Annotated in this window: 20 protein-coding genes; 9 read left to right on the top strand and 11 right to left on the bottom strand. The window is 71.6% G+C overall.

What is annotated here, in order from left to right; all coding sequences use genetic code 11:
* Nucleotides 1-296 precede the first annotated feature (296 nt).
* Complete coding sequence (locus ACIWVC_RS22050; RefSeq protein WP_396449852.1) at nucleotides 297-950, top strand: maleylpyruvate isomerase N-terminal domain-containing protein; 654 nt, start codon at nucleotides 297-299, stop codon at nucleotides 948-950.
* A 12-nt stretch (nucleotides 951-962) separates the two neighbouring features.
* Here the strand turns inward: ACIWVC_RS22050 and ACIWVC_RS22045 are convergent, their stop codons facing one another.
* The gene (locus ACIWVC_RS22045; protein ID WP_396449851.1) at nucleotides 963-1,880 is read right to left on the bottom strand and encodes a LysR family transcriptional regulator; all 918 of its coding nucleotides are present in this window, start codon (nucleotides 1,878-1,880) and stop codon (nucleotides 963-965) included.
* 215 nt (nucleotides 1,881-2,095) lie between these two features.
* On the opposite strand from ACIWVC_RS22045, the gene ACIWVC_RS22040 reads away from it, so the two are divergent.
* Nucleotides 2,096-2,629, top strand: a complete 534-nt coding sequence (locus tag ACIWVC_RS22040; RefSeq protein WP_396449850.1) for a DUF6817 domain-containing protein — start codon at nucleotides 2,096-2,098, stop codon at nucleotides 2,627-2,629.
* A 9-nt stretch (nucleotides 2,630-2,638) separates the two neighbouring features.
* On the opposite strand, the gene ACIWVC_RS22035 is transcribed toward ACIWVC_RS22040, so the two are convergent.
* Both ACIWVC_RS22035 and ACIWVC_RS22030 read right to left on the bottom strand, forming a co-directional pair.
* Nucleotides 2,639-3,112: a hypothetical protein gene (locus tag ACIWVC_RS22035; RefSeq protein WP_396454500.1), complete on the bottom strand. Its 474-nt coding sequence runs from the start codon at nucleotides 3,110-3,112 to the stop codon at nucleotides 2,639-2,641.
* 23 nt (nucleotides 3,113-3,135) lie between these two features.
* Nucleotides 3,136-3,933: an ArsR/SmtB family transcription factor gene (locus tag ACIWVC_RS22030; protein ID WP_396449848.1), complete on the bottom strand. Its 798-nt coding sequence runs from the start codon at nucleotides 3,931-3,933 to the stop codon at nucleotides 3,136-3,138.
* A gap of 59 nt (nucleotides 3,934-3,992) precedes the next feature.
* On the opposite strand from ACIWVC_RS22030, the gene ACIWVC_RS22025 reads away from it, so the two are divergent.
* Complete coding sequence (locus ACIWVC_RS22025) at nucleotides 3,993-4,448, top strand: TIGR03618 family F420-dependent PPOX class oxidoreductase (protein ID WP_396454499.1); 456 nt, start codon at nucleotides 3,993-3,995, stop codon at nucleotides 4,446-4,448.
* An 879-nt stretch (nucleotides 4,449-5,327) separates the two neighbouring features.
* Entirely contained in the window at nucleotides 5,328-6,827 is a 1,500-nt protein-coding gene (locus ACIWVC_RS22020; protein WP_396449846.1) for an acyl-CoA dehydrogenase family protein, read from the top strand.
* Between the two features lie 9 nt (nucleotides 6,828-6,836).
* Here ACIWVC_RS22020 and ACIWVC_RS22015 read toward each other — a convergent pair whose 3' ends face one another.
* The 5 genes from ACIWVC_RS22015 to ACIWVC_RS21995 all read right to left on the bottom strand — a co-directional run bounded on the left by ACIWVC_RS22015 (nucleotide 6,837) and on the right by ACIWVC_RS21995 (nucleotide 10,506).
* Nucleotides 6,837-7,418: a GAF domain-containing protein gene (locus ACIWVC_RS22015; RefSeq protein ID WP_396449845.1), complete on the bottom strand. Its 582-nt coding sequence runs from the start codon at nucleotides 7,416-7,418 to the stop codon at nucleotides 6,837-6,839.
* A 34-nt stretch (nucleotides 7,419-7,452) separates the two neighbouring features.
* Nucleotides 7,453-8,037, bottom strand: coding sequence for a GTP-binding protein (locus ACIWVC_RS22010; RefSeq protein ID WP_396449844.1), 585 nt, complete (start codon nucleotides 8,035-8,037; stop codon nucleotides 7,453-7,455).
* Nucleotides 8,018-8,383, bottom strand: coding sequence for a DUF742 domain-containing protein (locus ACIWVC_RS22005; RefSeq protein ID WP_396449843.1), 366 nt, complete (start codon nucleotides 8,381-8,383; stop codon nucleotides 8,018-8,020). The genes ACIWVC_RS22010 and ACIWVC_RS22005 overlap by 20 nt, the downstream gene beginning before the upstream one ends.
* Nucleotides 8,380-8,772: a roadblock/LC7 domain-containing protein gene (locus ACIWVC_RS22000; protein WP_396449853.1), complete on the bottom strand. Its 393-nt coding sequence runs from the start codon at nucleotides 8,770-8,772 to the stop codon at nucleotides 8,380-8,382. Before ACIWVC_RS22000 ends, ACIWVC_RS22005 begins: the two co-directional genes overlap by 4 nt.
* Nucleotides 8,773-8,844: 72 nt before the next feature.
* Nucleotides 8,845-10,506: a sensor histidine kinase gene (locus ACIWVC_RS21995; RefSeq protein WP_396449842.1), complete on the bottom strand. Its 1,662-nt coding sequence runs from the start codon at nucleotides 10,504-10,506 to the stop codon at nucleotides 8,845-8,847.
* Nucleotides 10,507-11,351: 845 nt separating this feature from the next.
* Between ACIWVC_RS21995 and ACIWVC_RS21990 the strand changes: the two genes are divergently transcribed.
* From ACIWVC_RS21990 to ACIWVC_RS21970, 5 genes are all read left to right on the top strand, one after another.
* Entirely contained in the window at nucleotides 11,352-11,900 is a 549-nt protein-coding gene (locus ACIWVC_RS21990) for a hypothetical protein (RefSeq protein ID WP_396449841.1), read from the top strand.
* Nucleotides 11,901-11,963: 63 nt separating this feature from the next.
* Nucleotides 11,964-12,569: a class F sortase gene (locus tag ACIWVC_RS21985; RefSeq protein ID WP_396449840.1), complete on the top strand. Its 606-nt coding sequence runs from the start codon at nucleotides 11,964-11,966 to the stop codon at nucleotides 12,567-12,569.
* A 143-nt stretch (nucleotides 12,570-12,712) separates the two neighbouring features.
* Nucleotides 12,713-13,069 (top strand): cupin domain-containing protein, encoded by a 357-nt coding sequence (locus tag ACIWVC_RS21980; RefSeq protein WP_396449839.1) that lies wholly within the window; start codon nucleotides 12,713-12,715, stop codon nucleotides 13,067-13,069.
* A gap of 256 nt (nucleotides 13,070-13,325) precedes the next feature.
* Entirely contained in the window at nucleotides 13,326-14,417 is a 1,092-nt protein-coding gene (locus tag ACIWVC_RS21975; protein ID WP_396449838.1) for an adenosine deaminase, read from the top strand.
* A gap of 7 nt (nucleotides 14,418-14,424) precedes the next feature.
* Nucleotides 14,425-15,069, top strand: a complete 645-nt coding sequence (locus ACIWVC_RS21970) for a PH domain-containing protein (RefSeq protein ID WP_396449837.1) — start codon at nucleotides 14,425-14,427, stop codon at nucleotides 15,067-15,069.
* An 11-nt stretch (nucleotides 15,070-15,080) separates the two neighbouring features.
* Here ACIWVC_RS21970 and ACIWVC_RS21965 read toward each other — a convergent pair whose 3' ends face one another.
* From ACIWVC_RS21965 to ACIWVC_RS21955, 3 genes are all read right to left on the bottom strand, one after another.
* Entirely contained in the window at nucleotides 15,081-16,703 is a 1,623-nt protein-coding gene (locus tag ACIWVC_RS21965; RefSeq protein WP_396454498.1) for a phospho-sugar mutase, read from the bottom strand.
* Nucleotides 16,704-16,773: 70 nt separating this feature from the next.
* Nucleotides 16,774-17,574, bottom strand: a complete 801-nt coding sequence (locus ACIWVC_RS21960) for a purine-nucleoside phosphorylase (protein WP_396454497.1) — start codon at nucleotides 17,572-17,574, stop codon at nucleotides 16,774-16,776.
* A 36-nt stretch (nucleotides 17,575-17,610) separates the two neighbouring features.
* Nucleotides 17,611-18,063, bottom strand: a complete 453-nt coding sequence (locus tag ACIWVC_RS21955) for a gamma-glutamylcyclotransferase (RefSeq protein ID WP_396449834.1) — start codon at nucleotides 18,061-18,063, stop codon at nucleotides 17,611-17,613.
* Nucleotides 18,064-18,269 lie beyond the last annotated feature (206 nt).

The raw sequence follows: 18,269 nt of genomic DNA, 5'->3' as shown, positions 1-18,269 counted from the left end.
CCTGCTCGGCAACCCCTGGATGCCGACCGGTTACACCACGACCTGAATAGTTACATGGGTTTCGCCTTTCGGGAGTGCCTTGCCTGCTGCGGCGCTCCCGGCGACCCCTACGTCGAACCGCCTACCGTGACGACGAGGGGAGCACCCACATCGATACAGCGTTCATGGGTCTCACCTCCTCGCGCGATGCCACGGCCTCCGGCACGGTAACAGCCGCTCGCCGTCCGGCCAACTCCTTTTCCGGTGGCGCCGGGCAGGGTTGGCCGTGGGTTCGGAGCGGCACTAACTTTGCCGAAGTGGATCTGTTCTCTCGCTCTTGGACGGCGTTGCGCGCGGCGGTCGGCGGACTCTCGGGCGACGACTGGGAGCGCCCGTCCGGCTGCGCCGGCTGGCTCGTCCGCGACCTGGTGTGCCACCTGGTCATCGACGCCCAGGACGTCCTGATCACCCTGGTCACGCCGGCCGACGCCGAGCCGACCGCGGATGCGGTCACCTACTGGAAGCTCGTCGACCCACCGACCGGCGACGACCCGCTCGACGCGCTGATCCCGCGGCTGGCCGCCGCCTACGGCGACCCGAGCCTGCTGAGGTTCCACTTCGACGACGTCGGCTCCGCCGCCGGCCGCGCCGCGGAACTCGCCGACCGCGACCTCCGGGTCAGCACCCAGGACATGGTCCTGACCGCCGGCGACTACCTGTCCGCGTACGTCATGGAATGGACGCTGCACCACCTCGACCTGATCGCGCACCTGCCCTCGGCCGCCGATCCGCCGCCCGAGACCCTCGCCGCCGCGCGGGAGGGACTGGAGAAGATCGCCGGTGCGCCGTTCCCGGCGTCGCTCTCCGACAAGGACGCGCTGCTCATCGGCACCGGGCGCCGCTCCCCGACAGAGGCCGAGAGGGCCGCGCTGGGAGAGCTGTCGGCGGAACTCCCCTTCGTCCTCGGCTGACCCGCGATTCCGTCACCCGGACGAGACGGCTGAGCCGCTGTGCGGACGGGTCTGGTCGGCGGCGACCAGGTCGGCGAATTCGGTGGCCAGGGGGCTCAGCGCGTCCCACTGGCGGGCGGCCCAGCCCACCGTGATGGGGGAGAGCGCCGGGATCGGGACGGTCCGCACCGTACTGGACGGCGCGAGCGCCAGCCTGGGCAGGGACGGCAGGACGGCGTGGCCGACGCCGAGTTCGGCGAGGAGGACGGCCGTGTCCCAGTCGGCGACCCCGGCGGTCTCCGAGGGCGTGCATCCGAGGCGGACGAAGTTCTCCTCAAGGCGCCGGTGCGAAGCCGAATTGGCCGGATGCGCGATGTAGCGGATACCGCGCAGGTCCGACGGCTCGATGGTGCTCCTGTCGGCGAGCGGGTCGGCGGCGTTGACCACGAGCACCCATGGCAGGTCGGTGACCGGGCGCTGCTGGATGTCGGCCACCGGCCCGTCGAGGGTGATCCATGCCAGGTCCACCTGGCCGCCGCGCAGCAGCTCCAGGCAGCGGCGGGTGGATTGGGCGGACTGGAAGTGCAGGGTCGCTTCCGGGTGCCGGTCGCGGAAGGCGGTGATGGCGTCCGGCATGAAGTGCCGCACGGTCACGCCCCCGGTGGTGATCTTCAAGGTGCCGCCGTTGCCGTCGCGGAGCTCCCGGAGGTGGCGCAGCGCGGCGTCGAGCGAGGCGATGCCGGTCAGCGCCGCCTGGTACAGGACCTGGCCCGCGTCCGTCGGGGAGACTCCGCGGGGCCGGCGTTCGATCAGCGTGAGGCCGATCTCCCGTTCGAGCCGCCTGACGTGCTGGCTGACCGCGGGCTGGCTGCAGGAAAGGTCGCGCGCCACGGCGCTCAGGTTGCGGCTCTCGCACACGGCCAGGAAGACCCGCAGATCGTCGAGCGTCACTCACCAAAGGTATCGCTTAGAGATCCATAAGGAAATCCAAGAATTGACTGGAGTCTGCTGCCGATCCAAGCTACCTCCTACGGAACCGGACGGTTTCCGCTAGCGGCGGCAACCCGCCCGCGAAGCCTGCGCCGTGCGCTGGTGCCCCGGGACATACGGTCGGACGGCGGATGGGCGAGCGGGCGGGTGCCGACCTTCGAGTAGGGGGACAGGCGATGCGCGCCGATGCCGAGGCGGAGAGACTGCTGCTCGCCAAAGGGGCGGATCGTGTGGAGCATCCGGGTGGCACGTTGCTGGCTCATCTACGGCGCGTCCACGCGGTGCTCGGCGATTGGGGAGCGCGCCCAGAACTCCGTCTCGCCGGCCTGTGCCATGCCTTCTATGGAACCGACGGCTTCGCTACGGCACTCGGCGCCCGCACGCGGCGGGAGGAGTTGAGCCGGGTCATCGGGGCGGAGGCCGAACGCCTGGTCTACCTGTATGCGAGCTGCGACCGCTCCCGGTCCTATCCGCATCTGGCTTCGCCTGACGGCCCTTTCACCGACCGCTTCACCGGGACCGCTCTTCGTCCTCCGGCGGCGGACCGCCGCGACTTCGCCGAACTCACCGTCGCCAACGAACTCGACGTGATGGCCGCGTCCCCCGAACTGCGCGCCGCGCACGGTGATTCGCTGGCCGAGCTGTTCACGGCCTGGCGGCCGCTGCTCAGCCCGTCCGCGATCCGCGCCGTCCGCGCCTTTCGCCGTTGAAGCGCCCGCCTAGTCGTGCAGGGCACGAAGTTGCCGGGTGTGGCCGGGGATCTCAGACTCCGCGAGGCCGGTGACGAGGTCTCGCACCCGCATCGGCTGGTCGACGAGGACCTCGCCCTTGGACAGCAGCAGGGCGGGCACGGGCGTGTCGAGTTCGGCCTCGCCGCATGACATGGCGAGCGCGCACAAGGCGTCCGCCTGGTGGCCGATGCGGTTCCGGAGTCCCGCGCCGCCGCCGGTGAGCGTGACGACGCGGTCGATGGTCCATGCGTCCTGCGCCAGGCGGTTGTCGTAGGTCGTGACCGCTCCGGTGGCGGCGGACGAGACGGCCGCGATCGTGGCGGTGTTGATCAGGACGACGTGCGCCGGGATCTGGTCGGCGCTCCACTCGCCGGGCGGCGGCGCGGCTCCGGGCTCGGCCGCGGTGGCGGCGGCGTCCAGCAGCGCGCCGTACGCGGCCCGCAGCGGTGCGGTGTCCATCATGTCTGCTTCCTCCTGCCGGCGCGTCAGGCGTGCGCGCTGGACATCTCCCAGGGCGCCTGCGGCAGGACGTCCCCGGTCTCCAGCAGCGACTTGAGGTTCGCCATGACGGCCGGCCACCCGCTCGAAATCCCGTCGAGCATCTCCCGGTTGGGCAGGTTCTCGTGGGTCACGGTGAGACGCACGATGTCCTGGTGCGGCTCGACGAGGAACGTGACGACCGACGGTTCCCGCTGGGCGTCGGGGCTGTCCTCGAAGGTGATGACCAGCCGCACCGGGGGCTCGGCTTCGAGCACCCGTCCGACGACGTCGACGGCGCCCGACCCGTCGGTGCGGCGGTGCTCCCAGGACGAGCCCGGCCGCCAGTCCGAGACGTTGGCGTGCCCCCAGTAGCGCGCGGTGAGGTCGGCGTCCGTCAGGGCCTGCCACACCTGCTCGGCGCCGGCGCGGATGTAGGTGACATAGACGTAGTTCGGTACGGACGTATCGGTCATGGCGTACTCCTCTGCGCGATTCTTGATGGCACTGAGCGCCTGCAGGCGCGGCTTGTCGAACACGGAGATCCAGCGCTCCTCGATCTCGTGGATCGGCGCCGGATTCAGGTAGTGGAGCCGCTCCCGCCCACGCCGGACGACGGTGACCAGGCCGGCCCGCACCAGGACGTCGAGGTGCTGCGTCGCCGACTGGCGCGCCATGTCCAGCCGCTCGCACAGTTCGCGCAGCGTCTGCCCGTTCTGCTCGCGCAGGCGGTCGAGCAGCAGGCGCCGGGTAGGATCGGCCAGCGCCTTGAAGACGGCGTCCATCGTGTTCGCTCCGTGGCTCACCCGGCCATTATGCAGGTATTTACCTGCCTATCGTCAAGGCCGCGTGAGATAGTGGGGGCATGGGGACCGATCTTTCGGCGTTCGCCGAGTTGATACCGCGCGACCATGGCCTGTGCGTCGTCAGCACGCTGCGGAGCGATGGGAGCATCCAGTCGTCCGTGGTCAACGCCGGTGTACTGGAGCATCCGCTGGGGGGCGGGCGGGTCGTCGGGCTCGTCGCCAGGGGCGGGTCGCGCAAGCTGGACAACCTGCGCGCCGACCCCCGGGCGACGATCGTCGTCCGGGCGGGCTGGCAGTGGGCGGCGGTCGAGGGCGACGCGCAGATCATCGGCCCGGACGACCTGCACCCCGACGTCGACGGCGAAGCGCTGCGGCTGCTGCTCCAGGACGTCTTCCGGGCCGCGGGCGGCACGCACGACGACTGGGACACCTACGACCGGGTCATGGCGCAGGAACGGCGGGCCGCCGTGCTCATCGCGCCCCGCCGCGTCTACACCAATCCGCAGACCTCGTAGGCCCGGACGGCGCTGACGGCCCCGGCGGCGACGTGCGAGCGTCAGACGGCCTTGAGGGCATCGACGACGCTGAGCAGGTGCAGGCGGCAGAAACGGTGCTGGAATGCCGAAAAATGGACGATTCCATTGGTGGCGGACGGTTTTTCGTCGTGATCGTCCGGGGGAGAGCGCGGTCGTCGCCGGCCGTCACGCGTGCTGACCGATACCATTACCGGGCCGCCGAAAACCGTTACTGGGCATGCATCAATCTCGGGAAGATGTCCGCAATAACTGATCCGCTAGGGATTTGTATCGGATGGGGGAGCCTCGTATCCGGCTCGGCGGCAGAGCCTCTTCTAGATCGAATCATTCGTGATCGCAGAACGTCGGACACGAATTTTTCGCACCCGGTGAGGAGACTGTCAACCGGTTCCGCCGGATCCTCGGCCGCAGTGCGCTTCCCGCGACGAAATCGGCCCTGAGCTGCGCCGACTTCGTGTTCGCGGCGCGCCTGGGGCCGCTGGGACGGGTGGCGCGGGGACGTCCGGCGCAACCGGGGAGGCCGCCCGGATGGGCGCTGGAAACGAGCCGCTCGCGTCACACCGGCGGCTAGTTGCACATTAAACTCAGCAATCCCAAGTCGATCACGTCGGCACTCGCGGGCGCGGACGGAACACGGTTTGCAGCCCCCACTCGCCTGTGGCTGATTACGGTCAGGTGGGAGCGCCTTGCGTCTGGTGATCGTTCGTTTCAGTATGGCGTGAGAGTTTCACGCAACCGATTCGGCGAGGAGGTTCGCGCGGTCGGCCCGGAGGCCGATCGGGCAGCAGTGTGTCTTTCTGATCAGCGAGATCTCACGACTTCCCCTGCACGAAATGCCCACCCGTGAGAGCGGAAACCATGACGAACGCCCTTCAGGCCCTGTCCACGAACGATTTCATCGCCGGCATCCAGGCCGTCGCCCCCCGATTCGACACCGCGAGCTACCCGCAGCAGAACCTCCCGGCGGACGACTGGACCCTGCTCACCAGGGCCGGCGTGCTGCTTCCGACGCTGCCGAGGGCGTACGGGGGCCGCGACAGCCACGTCGAGATGTGCCGGGTCGTGGAGGCGATCTCGGAGTGGAACCTTCCGCTCGGCATGTACGTGACCGTCGTCACGGGGGTGGCGCTGCGGCCCATCGCGCTGTGGGCGAGCGAGGAGGCGAAGCGGGAGGTCCTGCCGCAGTACGCGAGCGGCGACCCCATGGTCGCCGGGTTCGCCTCGACCGAGCCCGGCTGCGGCTCGGCGATGTCCGGCATGACCACCACGTTCGAGGAGGCCGGGGACGGCTACCGCATCCGCGGCCGCAAGCACTGGCAGGCGTTCAGCTCCAGCGCGCACTGGTGGCTGGTCAGCGCGAAGAACGACGACCGCGGCCGCGAGTACGGCTACTTCATCGTCAAGCGCAGCGAGGGGTTCCGCACGCTGCAGCCGTACGAGCCGCTGGGCCTCAAGGTGATCGACTACGGGCTGAACGAGATCGACGCGGTCGTCCCCCGGCACCGCCGGATCCAGGCGGACGGGCGGAACCTGCGCCCCATGGTCGAGATGCTCATGGCGTCGCGCGCGATGATGGCGGCGATGGGCGCCGGGTTCCTGCGCCGGCTCAGCCGCGAGGCGCACGCCTACGCCGAGCGGCGCCGGATCGGTCCCGGCCCGCAGTCGGCGATCCGGTTCGTCCGCTACCGGCTCGCGGCGATCGACACCTCGGCCACGATCTGCGCGGCGCTCAACGACTACCTGCAGACCGAGCTGGACATGAAGTCCGAGATGATCGGCGCGTTCCCCGCCGTCCAGGCGATCAAGACGGTCGCCACCGAGCGGATGCTCAGCGCCGCGCACCACTACCAGCAGCTCGCCGGCGGCGAGGGGTACCGGTGCGGGTCGCCCACCAACATCTCCGCGCAGGCGTTCCTGGACGCCCGCGTCTACACCATCTTCGACGGCACCAACGACCTGCTCAGCCAGCAGCTCACCGAGTACTGCCTCGCCAGGACGGACGGCCTGCCGCTCAGCAAGTTCCTGGCGGAGTGGCCGCTCACCGCGTCCGCTATCACCTCGCAGGGGCTCGACCTCGGCTTCCTCGACCGGGACCTCCGGCAGGAGCACCTCGTCCTCGCGGGCCGCGCCATCGCCTACGCGTTCGCCATCGGCCAGGTCATGCGGTGGGCCGGCAGGCCCGGCGCCGACCCGGCGCAGGCGCGGGCGGCGATCGAGTTCCTCAAGGCCGACATCGCCGGTGTCGCCACGGAGTTCGGGCTGCTGTCGTCCGGTGTGCTCGGCATCGAGGACGGCGCCGTCCCGGCCCCGGCCGGGGTGCGGTTCTCGCGGTCCGTGCCCGTCCCCGCCGAGGCGTGACCGGGGCGGTCAGCCCAGCACCTCCTCGCGCCGCCGGATCAGCTGCACGAGTTCCGCGGCCCGCTCCTTGATGAGGTTCAGCCCCGGGTGGCCCCACGGGCGCGGCTCCTGGTCGATGATGCAGATCGTGCCGAGGGCCGTGCCGGTGCGGTCGATGAGCGGTGCGCCGACGTACGTCCGGATGCCGAGCTTGTCGACGACCGGGTTGCCGGCGAAGCGCGGGTAGTCGCACACGTCGTCCAGGACGAGCGCCTTGCGCCGGACGACGACGTGCGGGCAGTACCCGTGGTCGAGCGGCACCTCCCGGCCCAGCTGCACGGCGCCGCCCGGACCGGCGCCCGGGGCCTCCGGGGCGTACAGGCCGGCGAGGAACTGCTGGTCGGTGACGAAGTTGACCATCGCGAACGGCGGGACGCCGGTGCCGACGAGGCGCCGCGCGGCCTCGGCGAGGTCCCGGGCGAACGCGTCGAACTCGGGGTCGGGCGCCTGCCCGAGGCCGAGTTCGCGGAGGCGCGCGACGCGCTGCGGGACTTCGTGGTCGATGGGGGTGAGGAGGTGGCCGGCGGGCTCGTACAGCGGTTCGTGGGTCACGGGATCTCCCTCTGCGGCGGGGCGGTCGGGCTGGTCAGGCGGATGGGGCGGGCACTGCGGCGAGGAGATGGCGGATCAGGGCCCGCAGCACCGAGGTGGCGGAGCCGCGGTCCCGCGCGTCGCACAGCACGATCGGCACGCGCGGGTCGAGTTCCAGGGCGGCCCGCACCTCCTCGGCCGTGTAGCGGAACGCGCCGTCGAACTCGTTCACCGCGACGATGAACGGCGTCCCCCGGTTCTCGAAGAAGTCGACGGCCTCGAAGCACGCCTCCAGGCGGCGGGTGTCGGCGAGCACGACGGCGCCGAGCGCCCCCGCGCACAGCTCGTCCCACATGAACCAGAAGCGCTGCTGCCCGGGCGTGCCGAACAGGTACAGGACGATGCCGTGCTGCTCGATCGTGATGCGGCCGAAGTCGAGCGCCACGGTCGTCGTGGTCTTCTGCTCCACCCCGCCCAGGTTGTCGATGCCGACGCTGGCCGCGGTGATGAGCTCCTCGGTGTTGAGCGGCTCGATCTCGCTCGCCGCGCCCACGAACGTCGTCTTGCCCACGCCGAAGCCGCCCGCGATCAGGATCTTGACCTGGGTGGGGAACACCTCATCAGGCTCGTTGTAGACCATCGAGCAGCTTCTCCAATAGGTCTCGGTCGGTGAGGTCGGCGGTGGGGCGCGGCGCCCGCGTGGTCAGTGCCCGCCAGTGCACGAGGTCGGCGAGCAGGACCTTGGCGACCGCCACGGGCAGCCGCAGGTGCGCCGCGACCTCGGCGACCGACGTCGGGGTGCGGCACAGGTCGAGCGCCGCGGCGTGCTCCGGGTCCAGCGACGCGGGGGGCGGGCCGGTCGCCACCACCAGGGACAGCAGGTCGAGGTCGACGGCGGGGCGGGTGCGGCCGGACGTCACCGTGTACGGGCGTACCAGCGGCCCCGCGTCGTCGTCGAGCCACAGTTCGTCGTCGCCGACGGTCATGGCGACGGGTTCGGGTTGCTCGCGGTGGGCGCCGTCCGCGCCGCGGTGCCGAGGAACGGCCGGACGGACTTGATGAGCCGGGCCATCTCGAACCCGACGACGGCCGGGTCCGCCTCCCCCTTCGCCAGAACCGCCAGGACGGAGTTGTAGCCGGCCCACGAAATGAACAGCTGGCTGGACTTCAGCTCCGTCACCACCTGGCGGACCTCGTTGCTGCCGTCGAACTTCGTTCCGGCGCTGCGGGCGATGGAGAAAAGGCCGGAGGCGAGCGCGGCGAACTGCTCCGCGGTGGCGCGGTCGAAACCGTGCGCCGCTTTCAGCATGCCGTCGGAGGACAGCAGAACGCTGCCGCGAATGACCGGAACCTCCTCGCCCAGCCCCCGCAGCAACCATGCAAGATCCTGAGCCTGGTTCGGGGAGACAGCACTCAATGGACGCTCCTTATCGCTCGTGAAATTTCGTCAGCCCGCGCTATCGGCGCCATCCGCAATGTCGTCATCCTCCTCGGCGCCGCGGACACCCCGCTGGAATGCCGCCATGAGCCCGGGATTGTGTTCGATTTCGTCCTCGTCCTGCTGCTGCGGCGCGGGCGGATCGACCAGTTCGGGCGCCAGGTTCGCCTGGACGCGCCGGCGCGGCAGCGACGGCCGCTCCCCGCCCTCCGCCGGTCCGGGCGGGCCGGCCGCGGGCTCCCGCTCCCCGGACCGCACGGGCAGCACCGGCCGCTCGGCGCCCGCGGCGGGCTGCCGGTGCGCCGCATGAGCGGGGACGGGCTCGCGCTCGGAGCGCGCCGCCGAGGGCTGGGGCGCCGCGGCCGCCGCGCCGACGGTCGCGGCGGCCGCCACCGGAACCCTTTCGGCCTGTGCCTGCTCCTGCGCCTGCTCCTGCTCGTCCTCCTCGGCGCCCATCATGTCCTTCGGCACGATGACGACGGCCTGCGTGCCGCCGAAGAGGTTGTCCTGGAGCTGGACGCGGACGCCGTGCCGGCGCGCGAGCGCCGAGACGACGAGCAGCCCGATGCGCCCCTCCTGCAGGAGCTCGCCGGTGGCCGCCGGGTCGGCGTCGGCGAGCACCTCGTTCAGCCGCCGCTGGTTCTCGCGCGGGATGCCGAGACCGCGGTCCTCGACCTCGATCGCCAGGCCCGCGCTGACGGCGTCCACGCGGATCAGCACCTGCGTGTGCGGCGGCGCGAACCTGGTGGCGTTCTCGATGAGCTCGGCGAGCAGGTGGATGACGTCGGCGACCGCGCGGCCGTCCAGCGTCCCCTCGACGGGCGGCACCACCTTGACCCGGTTGTAGTGCTCCACCTCGGCGATGGCCGAGCGCAGCACCTCGTACACGGTCACCGGCCGGCTCCACTGCCGCCGCGACGCGGCGCCGCCGATCACCGCGAGGCTCTCGGCCTGGCGGCGCATGCGGGTGCTGAGGTGGTCGACCCGGAACAGCCCCTTCAGCAGGTCGGGGTCCTCGACCTGGTTCTCCAGCTCGTCGAGCCCCTGGATCGCCCGGTGGGCCAGCGACTGCATGCGCCGCGCGAGGTTCACGAAGACGTCGACCCGCTGGTCGGCGCTCTTCGCGGGCTGCCGGCTCATGGCGTCCAGCACGGCGTTCCACGCCTCGCCCTGCGCCTGCCGCAGCTCGTACGCGAGCCGGACGAACGGGTCGCTGGAGTCGGTGACGGGGACGTCCTCGCTGCGCGGCGCGGTCTCCCCGGCGCTGACGCGTTCCACCAGCTCCCGCAGCCCCTGCCGGCCGCGCGCGATGGAGAACCACAGCTCGCCGAGCCGCCGCTGGACGTCCTCCTGCCCGCGGAGGAGGCCGGCCTGCTGCCGGTCCACCCGCCGGGTCGCCGCGTCCGCCGCGAACACGGCCGCGCCCAGGGTGACCACGAGCCCCACGGCGAGCAGGGCCAGCATCAGATGCGTCCCGCGCGTGGCGGTGTCGCGGTTGTACAGCACCGCCAGGGCGACGCCGCAGAGGACTATCGCGACGACCGCGGGAAGGACGGAAATGCACAGGTGAAAGGACCGTATGGGGCTCTGCCGGCGCGCACCCCGGCCGGGCGGCCTGCCATGCCGCCCGTAATCCTGGCGTTCGGCGTCGGGTTCGGAGAAAACAGACATCGGCGTCCTCAGCACGGTCGACGGCACGGCAGGGTCACATTACTGAGCAAGGCATACTGTTACGGGTACAGTCCGTATCTAGGCTGACACAGCACTCGTTCGGGCAAGCGCGGATCGCCGAGATTCCAGAGATATCAGCCCACTTTCAGTATCCCCATCCCCTATGCCCATTTCGCCCGAATTCGGGCAAATGTACGCGGATATTACGATTGAACGAGTTCGTCCCCTCGCCCGCCTTACCAGCCAACGCCGAAACACGCCATTGCACGACCTTTAGTGGCCACCTCCGCCGACTGCCCCCGCCGCCCGGCCGCACGTCACCCTCAGTCAGCAGAACGCCCCTTGCATTCAACCGCATAAAAGATCATTAAGACCCCCGCCGCCTCCCGGCCACTCACCCGCCGCACGCCCTCGGCAAGACCAAGAGGACGAACCGGCCGCTCGACGGCCTCAAGTGCGCACTTCCGCCGGGCCCACTCGACCCGAACGCCGACGGCGTGATCGATGCGCGATCTTCCTGTGCGGCGTCGGCGGTGCGGCGATCGGCTGCCGGCCTGCCGATAGGACACTCTGGGCTGGCCCGGGCCGGGGTGATGCCGCGCGGCCGACCGCGCGCGGACCAGGCGGCGCGGGCCGCCGGTGGCGATCGTCGCCGCGGTGCTCCGGGGGGCTGCCGAGGGCTGATGTGACGGCTATCACATGAACTTCCGGACGAGTAATTCTGATCTTGAGGTCCCGAGAAAACGCGCGAACCAATGGCGGGGGCGGGGCATCGAATGAGGACATAAGAGGCACGGTGACAGGCCGAAGAAGGAAGTAAGCCGCCGTGTCGTCATGGGGGAGAGATGCGACTTGGAAAGGCGGCCGTGCTCGGCCTCGTCTTCGGCGGGATGACGCTCGGCCTGGCCGCGCCCGCGATGGCCGAGGGCGGCGACGTGGTCGTGCAGCCGAGCCAGGCGCGGCCCGGCGACAAGGTCACCGTCGTCGGCAAGAAGTGCCAGGTGGACGGCGAGGCCGGCTCGCTGGCCTTCGTGGGCGGGGCCGTCCCGCTGAACGGCGCCGAAGAGGTCGACGGGCGGGCCGGGCTGGCGACGGTCAAGCCGGACGCGTCCCCCGGCGACTACACGGTCCAGGTGCGGTGCGGGACCCACCGGTCGGTCGGGTACCTCAAGGTGCTCGGGGGCACGACGCACCAGCCCACGCCGACCGGCACGTCGCACCCGACGCCGCTGGGCAGCGCGCACCCCACGCCGAGCGGCGGCGCCAAGACCGGTTTCGGCGGGGGCTCCGACGGCGCGAACCTCGTGCTGCTGGCCGGCGGCGGGGTCCTGATGCTGGGCGCGGTCGGCGCCGGCGCCATGGCCGCCCGCCGGCAGAGCGACGGCGACGCCTGATCGCGGGAATCGGCGGCCGCCGAAGCGGCCGCCGATCCCTTTTCACGAAATGGATGAACGGCAATGGTGCGAAAGGCCGGCCTGTGGGTGCTCGCGGTCGTTCTGCTGGCGGCCGGCCTGACCTTTGTGGTTTTCGGGCTGAGCGGTTCCGGCGGGCCGCCGCAGCCGCCCGCGTGGGCGGCGGCCACCCGGCCTGTCGCTCACCATGCGGCGCTGCCCCGCTCGGTGCCCGTCCGCGTCGACGTCCCGTCGATCGGGGTCCGCGCGCCTCTGATCGGGCTGGGCCTCGACGCCGGCGGCTCGGTGGAGGTCCCGTCCCGTCCGAGCGAGGCCGGCTGGTACGACCGGGGGCCGACGCCCGGGGAGCGCGGCGCGGCCGTGCTCCTGGGGCACGTCGATTCGGCGAGGGGAGCGGCGGTCTTCTACGACCTCGGCCGCCTGCGGCCGGGGAACCGCGTCGAGGTGTCCCGCGCGGACGGCCGCGTGGCCGTGTTCACCGTCGAGTCCGTGGAACGGGTCGCCAAGGACCGGTTCCCGACACGCCGCGTCTACGGCCCGCTCGACCACGCCGGCCTGCGGCTCGTCACCTGCGGCGGCGCGTTCGACCGCGCGGCGCGCAGCTACCGCGACAACGTCATCGTCTACGCGGCCCTCACGTCCGTCCGGTGACCCGGAACGCGTCGGCGCCCCGCCGATCCGCATGAGGCGCGCTACTGCGCCGGCGTGGCCGCAAGGGCTGAGGCGCAACAGTCTTGACGCAGTTCAGAGGCGGTGCGAGCGTGAAAGGTGATGGTGTTAAGGGGGGAACCATCATGACCGAGATCAAGAGCATCGAGAAGCCGGACGACCGGCGCGACTTCCCCAGGGGGCACCTGGAGGTGGTCAACCTCACCGGCCTCATCTTCGGGAAGGCGACGTTCGAGCCCGGCTGGCGCTGGACGGAGAGCCTCAAGGACATCGCGGGCACCGAGCTGTGCGAAGTCCACCACAACGGCTACATCCTCCAGGGACGCCTGCGGATCCGGATGAAGGACGGCTCCGAGGGCGAGGTCGGCCCCGGGGACGTCTTCGTCGTCGAGCCGGGCCATGACGCATGGGTCGTCGGTGACGAACCGTGCGTCGCGCTCGACTTCGCGGGCGGCATCGGCGACTACGCCAAGGCCGGCTGACCCGGTACGTTCAGCGACCGATTGCGGCCGGGGGATGCGGAGAAGCGCCCCCCGGCCGCAGTCTGAGCGGTTCTGCTGTGAACCCGCGTCTGCCGCGCCCGTCGGTCATGTAGTGGGGGCGATGGAAGGGGCCGGGCGGCGTTCTCATCGCCTATGTCGCGACGACGCGGGTGTTCTTGCGCTCGCCCGAGCCGGACGGCGCCGGTTGGCGGAAGTTGACGACGTGGGGGCGGGTGGGTCCGGGTAGGTTCGAGGGATGAACGAGCGGCCGACTCTTGAGGACATCCGCCGGGCGCCGAAGGTGCTGCTGCACGACCACCTGGACGGCGGACTGCGCCCCGCGACCATCATCGAGCTGGCGCGGGAGACCGGGTACACGGATCTGCCCGCCACCGACGCGGAGAGCCTGGGCGCGTGGTTCGAGGAGGCGGCGAACTCAGGGTCGCTGGAGCGGTACCTGGAGACGTTCTCGCACACCGTCGGCGTCATGCAGACCGTCGAGGCGCTCACCCGGGTCGCCTACGAGTGCGCGGAGGACCTCGCGAACGACGGGGTCGTCTACGCGGAGGTCCGGTACGCGCCCGAGCAGCACCTCGGCATGGGGCTCACGCTGGAGCAGGTCGTCGAGGCCGTCCTGGACGGGTTCGCGCGCGCCCGCAAGGACTTCGGCATCCGGGTCGGGACGCTCGTCACGGCGATGCGGCACCAGGCGCGCAGCATGGAGATCGCGGAACTGGCCGTCCGGTACCGGGACCTCGGCGTCGTCGGGTTCGACATCGCGGGCGCCGAGGCCGGGTACCCGCCGACCCGGCACCTGGACGCGTTCGAGTACCTGCAGCGGGAGAACGCGCACTTCACCATCCACGCCGGCGAGGGGTTCGGGCTGCCGTCGATCTGGCAGGCGATCCAGTGGTGCGGCGCGGACCGGCTCGGGCACGGCGTCCGGATCATCGACGACATCCAGCTGGACGGCGACGAGCCGCGGCTCGGCCGGCTCGCCAACTACGTGCGGGACAAGCGGATCCCGCTGGAGATGTGCCCGACGTCCAACATCCAGACGGGCGCGGCGAAGTCGATCGCCGAGCACCCCATCGGGCTGCTGCGCCGGCTCAGCTTCCGCGTCACCGTCAACACCGACAACCGGCTGATGAGCGGGACGTCGGTGTCGCAGGAGTTCGCGAAGCTGGTCGAGGCGTTCGGCTACGGGTGGGACGACCTGCAGTGGTTCACGGTGAACGCGATGAAGTCGGCGTTCGTGCCGTTCAACGAGCGGCTCGAACTGATCAACGGGGTGATCAAGCCCGGGTTCGCGCAGATCAAGTGGAGCGGCGCCAGGCCGCTGGCATGATCGGGCCATGACCATTCGCTCCATCGGCGGGCGCGTCGCCGCTTACGCGTGGCTCGTGTTCGCCGTGCTCAACTTCGTCGACCTGTTCGTCGGCATCACCGGTGACCCCGACTACTCGCTGACGACGGTCTCGATCGCCTTCCTGCTGCTGCTCGGCTGCGGCGTCGCCTACACGGTCGGGCTGCGCCCGGCGATCGTCGCGGACGACGAGGGGCTGACCGTCCGCAACCCGCTGCGGGACGCCCGCGCGCCCTGGGGCGCGATCCGCGGGATCGAAGGCAAGAACGCGGTGATGGTGCGCTTCACCGGCCAGGACGGGACGGACCTGGAGACCCGCGCCTGGGTGCACCAGACGTCGCCGCGCGCGCAGCTCAAGGCGGAGGCGCGCGCGCAGAAGCAGGCCCGCAAGGAGCAGGGGCCCGATATCGACCTGCGCGGCCGGACGCCGACCGGCTTCGCGGCACAGCAGCTCAACGAGATGCGCGACCGGCACCGCCCGAAGACGAAGTCCGGCGCCCCCGGAAAGGCGGCGGCGGCCGAGGCGGAAGAGACCGCCAGGGGCGAGGTCGCCTGGTCCCTCCCGGCGATCGCCTCGCTGGGCGTCCCCTTCGCCGCCCTGATCGCCTGCCTGATCACCGCCCTCGTCAACTGATCCGCTCGGCGTCAGCCGAGGGCGGCGGAGAGGGCTTCGCGGAGAGCGGCCAGATCGGCGGCTGCGCGTGCGCGGACGGCGGCGACGTCGCCCGCTACGGGGAGGACGACCTCCAGGTAGCACTTGAGCTTCGGTTCCGTGCCGGAAGGGCGGATCACGACGCGGGCGCCGTCCGCCAGGCGGAAGCGGAGGCCGTCGGTGGGCGGAAGGCCGTCCTCGGGGTGGGCGAGGTCGTCGAACGACTCGACGCGGCGGCCCGCCAGCTCCCGCGGGGGGTCGGCGCGCAGCCGGGTCATGGCGGCGGTGATCAGGGAGAGGTCGTGCACCCTGATCGACAGCTGGGACGTCGCGTGCAGGCCGTATTTGCGGGCCTGGGCGTCCAGGAGGTCGAGCAGGGTGCGCCCGTCGCGTTTCGCGTCGGCGGCGAGGGCGGCGACGGCGAGCGCAGCGCCGATGCCGTCCTTGTCGTTGACGAGGACGCCCCGGTCGTCGCCGACGCTGTAGCCGAGGGCCTCCTCGTAGCCGAACACGAGGCGGTCGGACGGACCGCCCGCCTTCATGATCCACTTGAAGCCGGTGAGCGACTCGGCGAACCGGACGCGGTGCGCGGCGGCGATCGAGCGCAGCAGCGACGACGACACGATCGTGGTGACGACCAGGCGGTCGCCGCCGGTGGTGTGGCGCAGGACGTGCTCGGCGAGCAGACCGCCGACCTCGTCCCCGGTCAGCGCCCGCCAGCCGTCCGCGGACGGGACGGCGACGGCGCAGCGGTCCGCGTCCGGGTCGTTCGCGATCACCAGGTCGGCGCCGCGGGCCTCGGCGAGGGCGAGCGCCAGGTCGAGCGCGCCCGGCTCCTCCGGGTTCGGGAAGGCGACGGTCGGGAAGTCGGGGTCGGGGTCCGCCTGCTCCGGGACGACGATCGGGGCGGGGAACCCGGCCCGGTCGAACGCCGCGAGGAGCACGTCGCGGCCGACGCCGTGCATCGGGGTGTAGACGACCGAGATGTCGCGGTCGCCGCCGAGGCGGAGGGACGACACCGCGTCCAGGTACAGGTCGGCCGTGTCGTGCACGGGCCAGCCGGAGCCGAGCGGCAGCTCGTCCACGCGGCCGACCGCGTCGATGGCGGCGGAGATCTCGGCGTCCCGGGGCGGGACGATCTGCGCCCCGTCCGACCAGTACACCTTGTAGCCGTTGTCGCGCGGCGGGTTGTGGCTGGCCGTCACCATGACGCCGGCGGCGATGTCGTCGAACGACCGGGTGAAATGGGCCAGGACGGGCGTCGGGACGGGGTCGGCGAACACCTCGGGGCGCAGCCCCGCCCCGCTGAGCACGGCCGCGGTGTCGTCGGCGAACCGCCGGGACCCGTGCCGGGCGTCGAAGCCGATGATCACGCGGCCGCCGGGCGGCAGGCAGGCGGCGAGGCCGGCGGCGGCGCGCATGACCGTCACCCGGTTCATCCGGTTCGGGCCCGCGCCGAGCTCGCCGCGCAGGCCGGCCGTCCCGAACTCCAGGCGGGAGCCGAACCGCTCGGCGAGCGCCCGGTCGTCGTCCATGATCGCCCGGAGCTCGTCCCGGGTCTCCGGGTCCGGGTCCTGAGCCAGCCACTCCTCGGCCCGTGCACGCAGATCGCTCATTCCTCGACCAGCCTCATCTCCGGTAGGCCTCACGGCCTGCACGTTCCCCGTCCGCGCCGGTCCAGCCGCGTCACAGCTTCGGCAGGACGGTCGCGAGGAGGGCGCCCATCCGCCCGGCGGACGCGCGGCCCGCCGCGAGGACCTCCTCGTGGTCGAGCGGCTCGTCCGAGAGCCCCGCCGCGATGTTGGTGACGAGGGAGACGCCGAGGACGTCCGCGCCGCCGCGCCGCGCCTCGATCGCCTCCAGGACGGTCGACATGCCGACCATGTCGGCGCCCAGCGTGCGCAGCATCCGGATCTCGGCGGGCGTCTCGTAGGTCGGGCCGCGGAACGCCGCGTACACGCCCTCCGACAGCGCCGGGTCGACCTCCCTGGCGAGGGCGCGCAGCCGTTTCGAGTACACCTCGGTCAGGTCGAGGAAGGTCGGGCCGGTGAGCGGGTTCGCGCCGGACAGGTTCAGGTGGTCGGAGATCAGCACCGGGTCGCCGACGCTCTGGTGCTCGGGGCGCAGCCCGCCCGCCGCGTTCGTCAGCACCATCGTCGTCACCCCGGCGGCCAGCGCGGTCCGGACGGGGTGCACCACGGCGTCGATGCCGCGCCCCTCGTACAGGTGCGTCCGGCCGAGGAACACCAGCGCGCGGCGCCCGCCGGCCTCGACGACCCGGATCTTCCCGGCGTGCCCCTCCACGGCGGGCGGGGCGAAGCCGGGCAGCTCGGTGACCGCCAGCTCGGCGACGGGTCCGCCCAGCCGGTCGGCCGCCGGGACCCAGCCGGAGCCCATCACGAGGGCGACGTCGAAGGAGTCGATGGACGTCCGGTCGCGCAGCGCGTCCGCGGCCGCCCGCGCCAGTGCAAAAGCGTCGTTGCTCACAAGCCCGACACTACCGCCGGGTCGCGGCCGTTTCGATCAGTCGCCGAGCGACGTGCAGGGACGTGTGCGCAGGTCCTTGACGTAGTCGTCGGGTGCGCCGGCCTTCTCCGCCGCGTCCGCGAGGATGCCGAGGTAGCGCGCGGACGGCAGCCCGCCCTCGTAGTCGTCCAGGACGTACATCCAGCAGAGGACGTCCCCGTCCAGCGTCTGCACCCGGACCCGGATCTTGCGGTAGACGCCGAGCGCGGCCCCCTCCCAGGCGTCGAGTTCCTTCTCGTCCCAGGCGGGCACGTCGTAGATGACGACGAACACCTGCTCGGAGTCGTCCTCGACGACGGTCGCGAGGGCCCCCTCCCAGCCCTTGTCCTGCCCGCCGAAGGTCAGCCGCCAGCCGGCCAGCCAGCCGGTGCCGCGCATCGGGGAATGCGGAGCCCGGCTCGCCATCTGCTCGGGATCCATGTTGGAGGCGTACGCCGCGTACAGTGCCACGTTGGCCAAGGCTACGCCAAGGCTGTTTCGGGGGTGTGGGGGTTGTCCCCCACAGTGATGCGCCACGGTTGTTTCGGGGGTGTGGGGTTGTCCCCCACAGTGATGCGCCACGGTTGTTTCGGGGGTGTGGGGGTTGTCCCCCACAGTGACGCGCCAAGGCTGTTTCGGGTGTGGGGGTTCCGTGGGTCGGGGCGCGGGGCCGGACT

It is taken from the genome of Actinomadura sp., from assembly GCF_044508335.1.
GTDB lineage: Bacteria > Actinomycetota > Actinomycetes > Streptosporangiales > Streptosporangiaceae > Spirillospora.
Note: the sequence above shows the minus strand (reverse complement) of the source record. Positions and strands in the feature narration are given on the sequence as shown.

Bases quoted from the DNA above. Each gene is read 5' to 3' on its own strand.
- ACIWVC_RS21965 (WP_396454498.1), bottom strand. From the start codon at position 16,703: ATGAGCGATCTGCGTGCACGGGCCGAGGAGTGGCTGGCTCAGGACCCG.
- ACIWVC_RS22020 (WP_396449846.1), top strand. From the start codon at position 5,328: ATGACGAACGCCCTTCAGGCCCTGTCCACGAACGATTTCATCGCCGGC.
- ACIWVC_RS21980 (WP_396449839.1), top strand. From the start codon at position 12,713: ATGACCGAGATCAAGAGCATCGAGAAGCCGGACGACCGGCGCGACTTC.
- ACIWVC_RS21975 (WP_396449838.1), top strand. From the start codon at position 13,326: ATGAACGAGCGGCCGACTCTTGAGGACATCCGCCGGGCGCCGAAGGTG.
- ACIWVC_RS22035 (WP_396454500.1), bottom strand. From the start codon at position 3,112: ATGATGGACACCGCACCGCTGCGGGCCGCGTACGGCGCGCTGCTGGAC.
- ACIWVC_RS21970 (WP_396449837.1), top strand. From the start codon at position 14,425: ATGACCATTCGCTCCATCGGCGGGCGCGTCGCCGCTTACGCGTGGCTC.
- ACIWVC_RS22040 (WP_396449850.1), top strand. From the start codon at position 2,096: ATGCGCGCCGATGCCGAGGCGGAGAGACTGCTGCTCGCCAAAGGGGCG.
- ACIWVC_RS22025 (WP_396454499.1), top strand. From the start codon at position 3,993: ATGGGGACCGATCTTTCGGCGTTCGCCGAGTTGATACCGCGCGACCAT.
- ACIWVC_RS21995 (WP_396449842.1), bottom strand. From the start codon at position 10,506: ATGTCTGTTTTCTCCGAACCCGACGCCGAACGCCAGGATTACGGGCGG.
- ACIWVC_RS22005 (WP_396449843.1), bottom strand. From the start codon at position 8,383: ATGACCGTCGGCGACGACGAACTGTGGCTCGACGACGACGCGGGGCCG.
- ACIWVC_RS21985 (WP_396449840.1), top strand. From the start codon at position 11,964: ATGGTGCGAAAGGCCGGCCTGTGGGTGCTCGCGGTCGTTCTGCTGGCG.
- ACIWVC_RS22010 (WP_396449844.1), bottom strand. From the start codon at position 8,037: ATGGTCTACAACGAGCCTGATGAGGTGTTCCCCACCCAGGTCAAGATC.
- ACIWVC_RS21990 (WP_396449841.1), top strand. From the start codon at position 11,352: ATGCGACTTGGAAAGGCGGCCGTGCTCGGCCTCGTCTTCGGCGGGATG.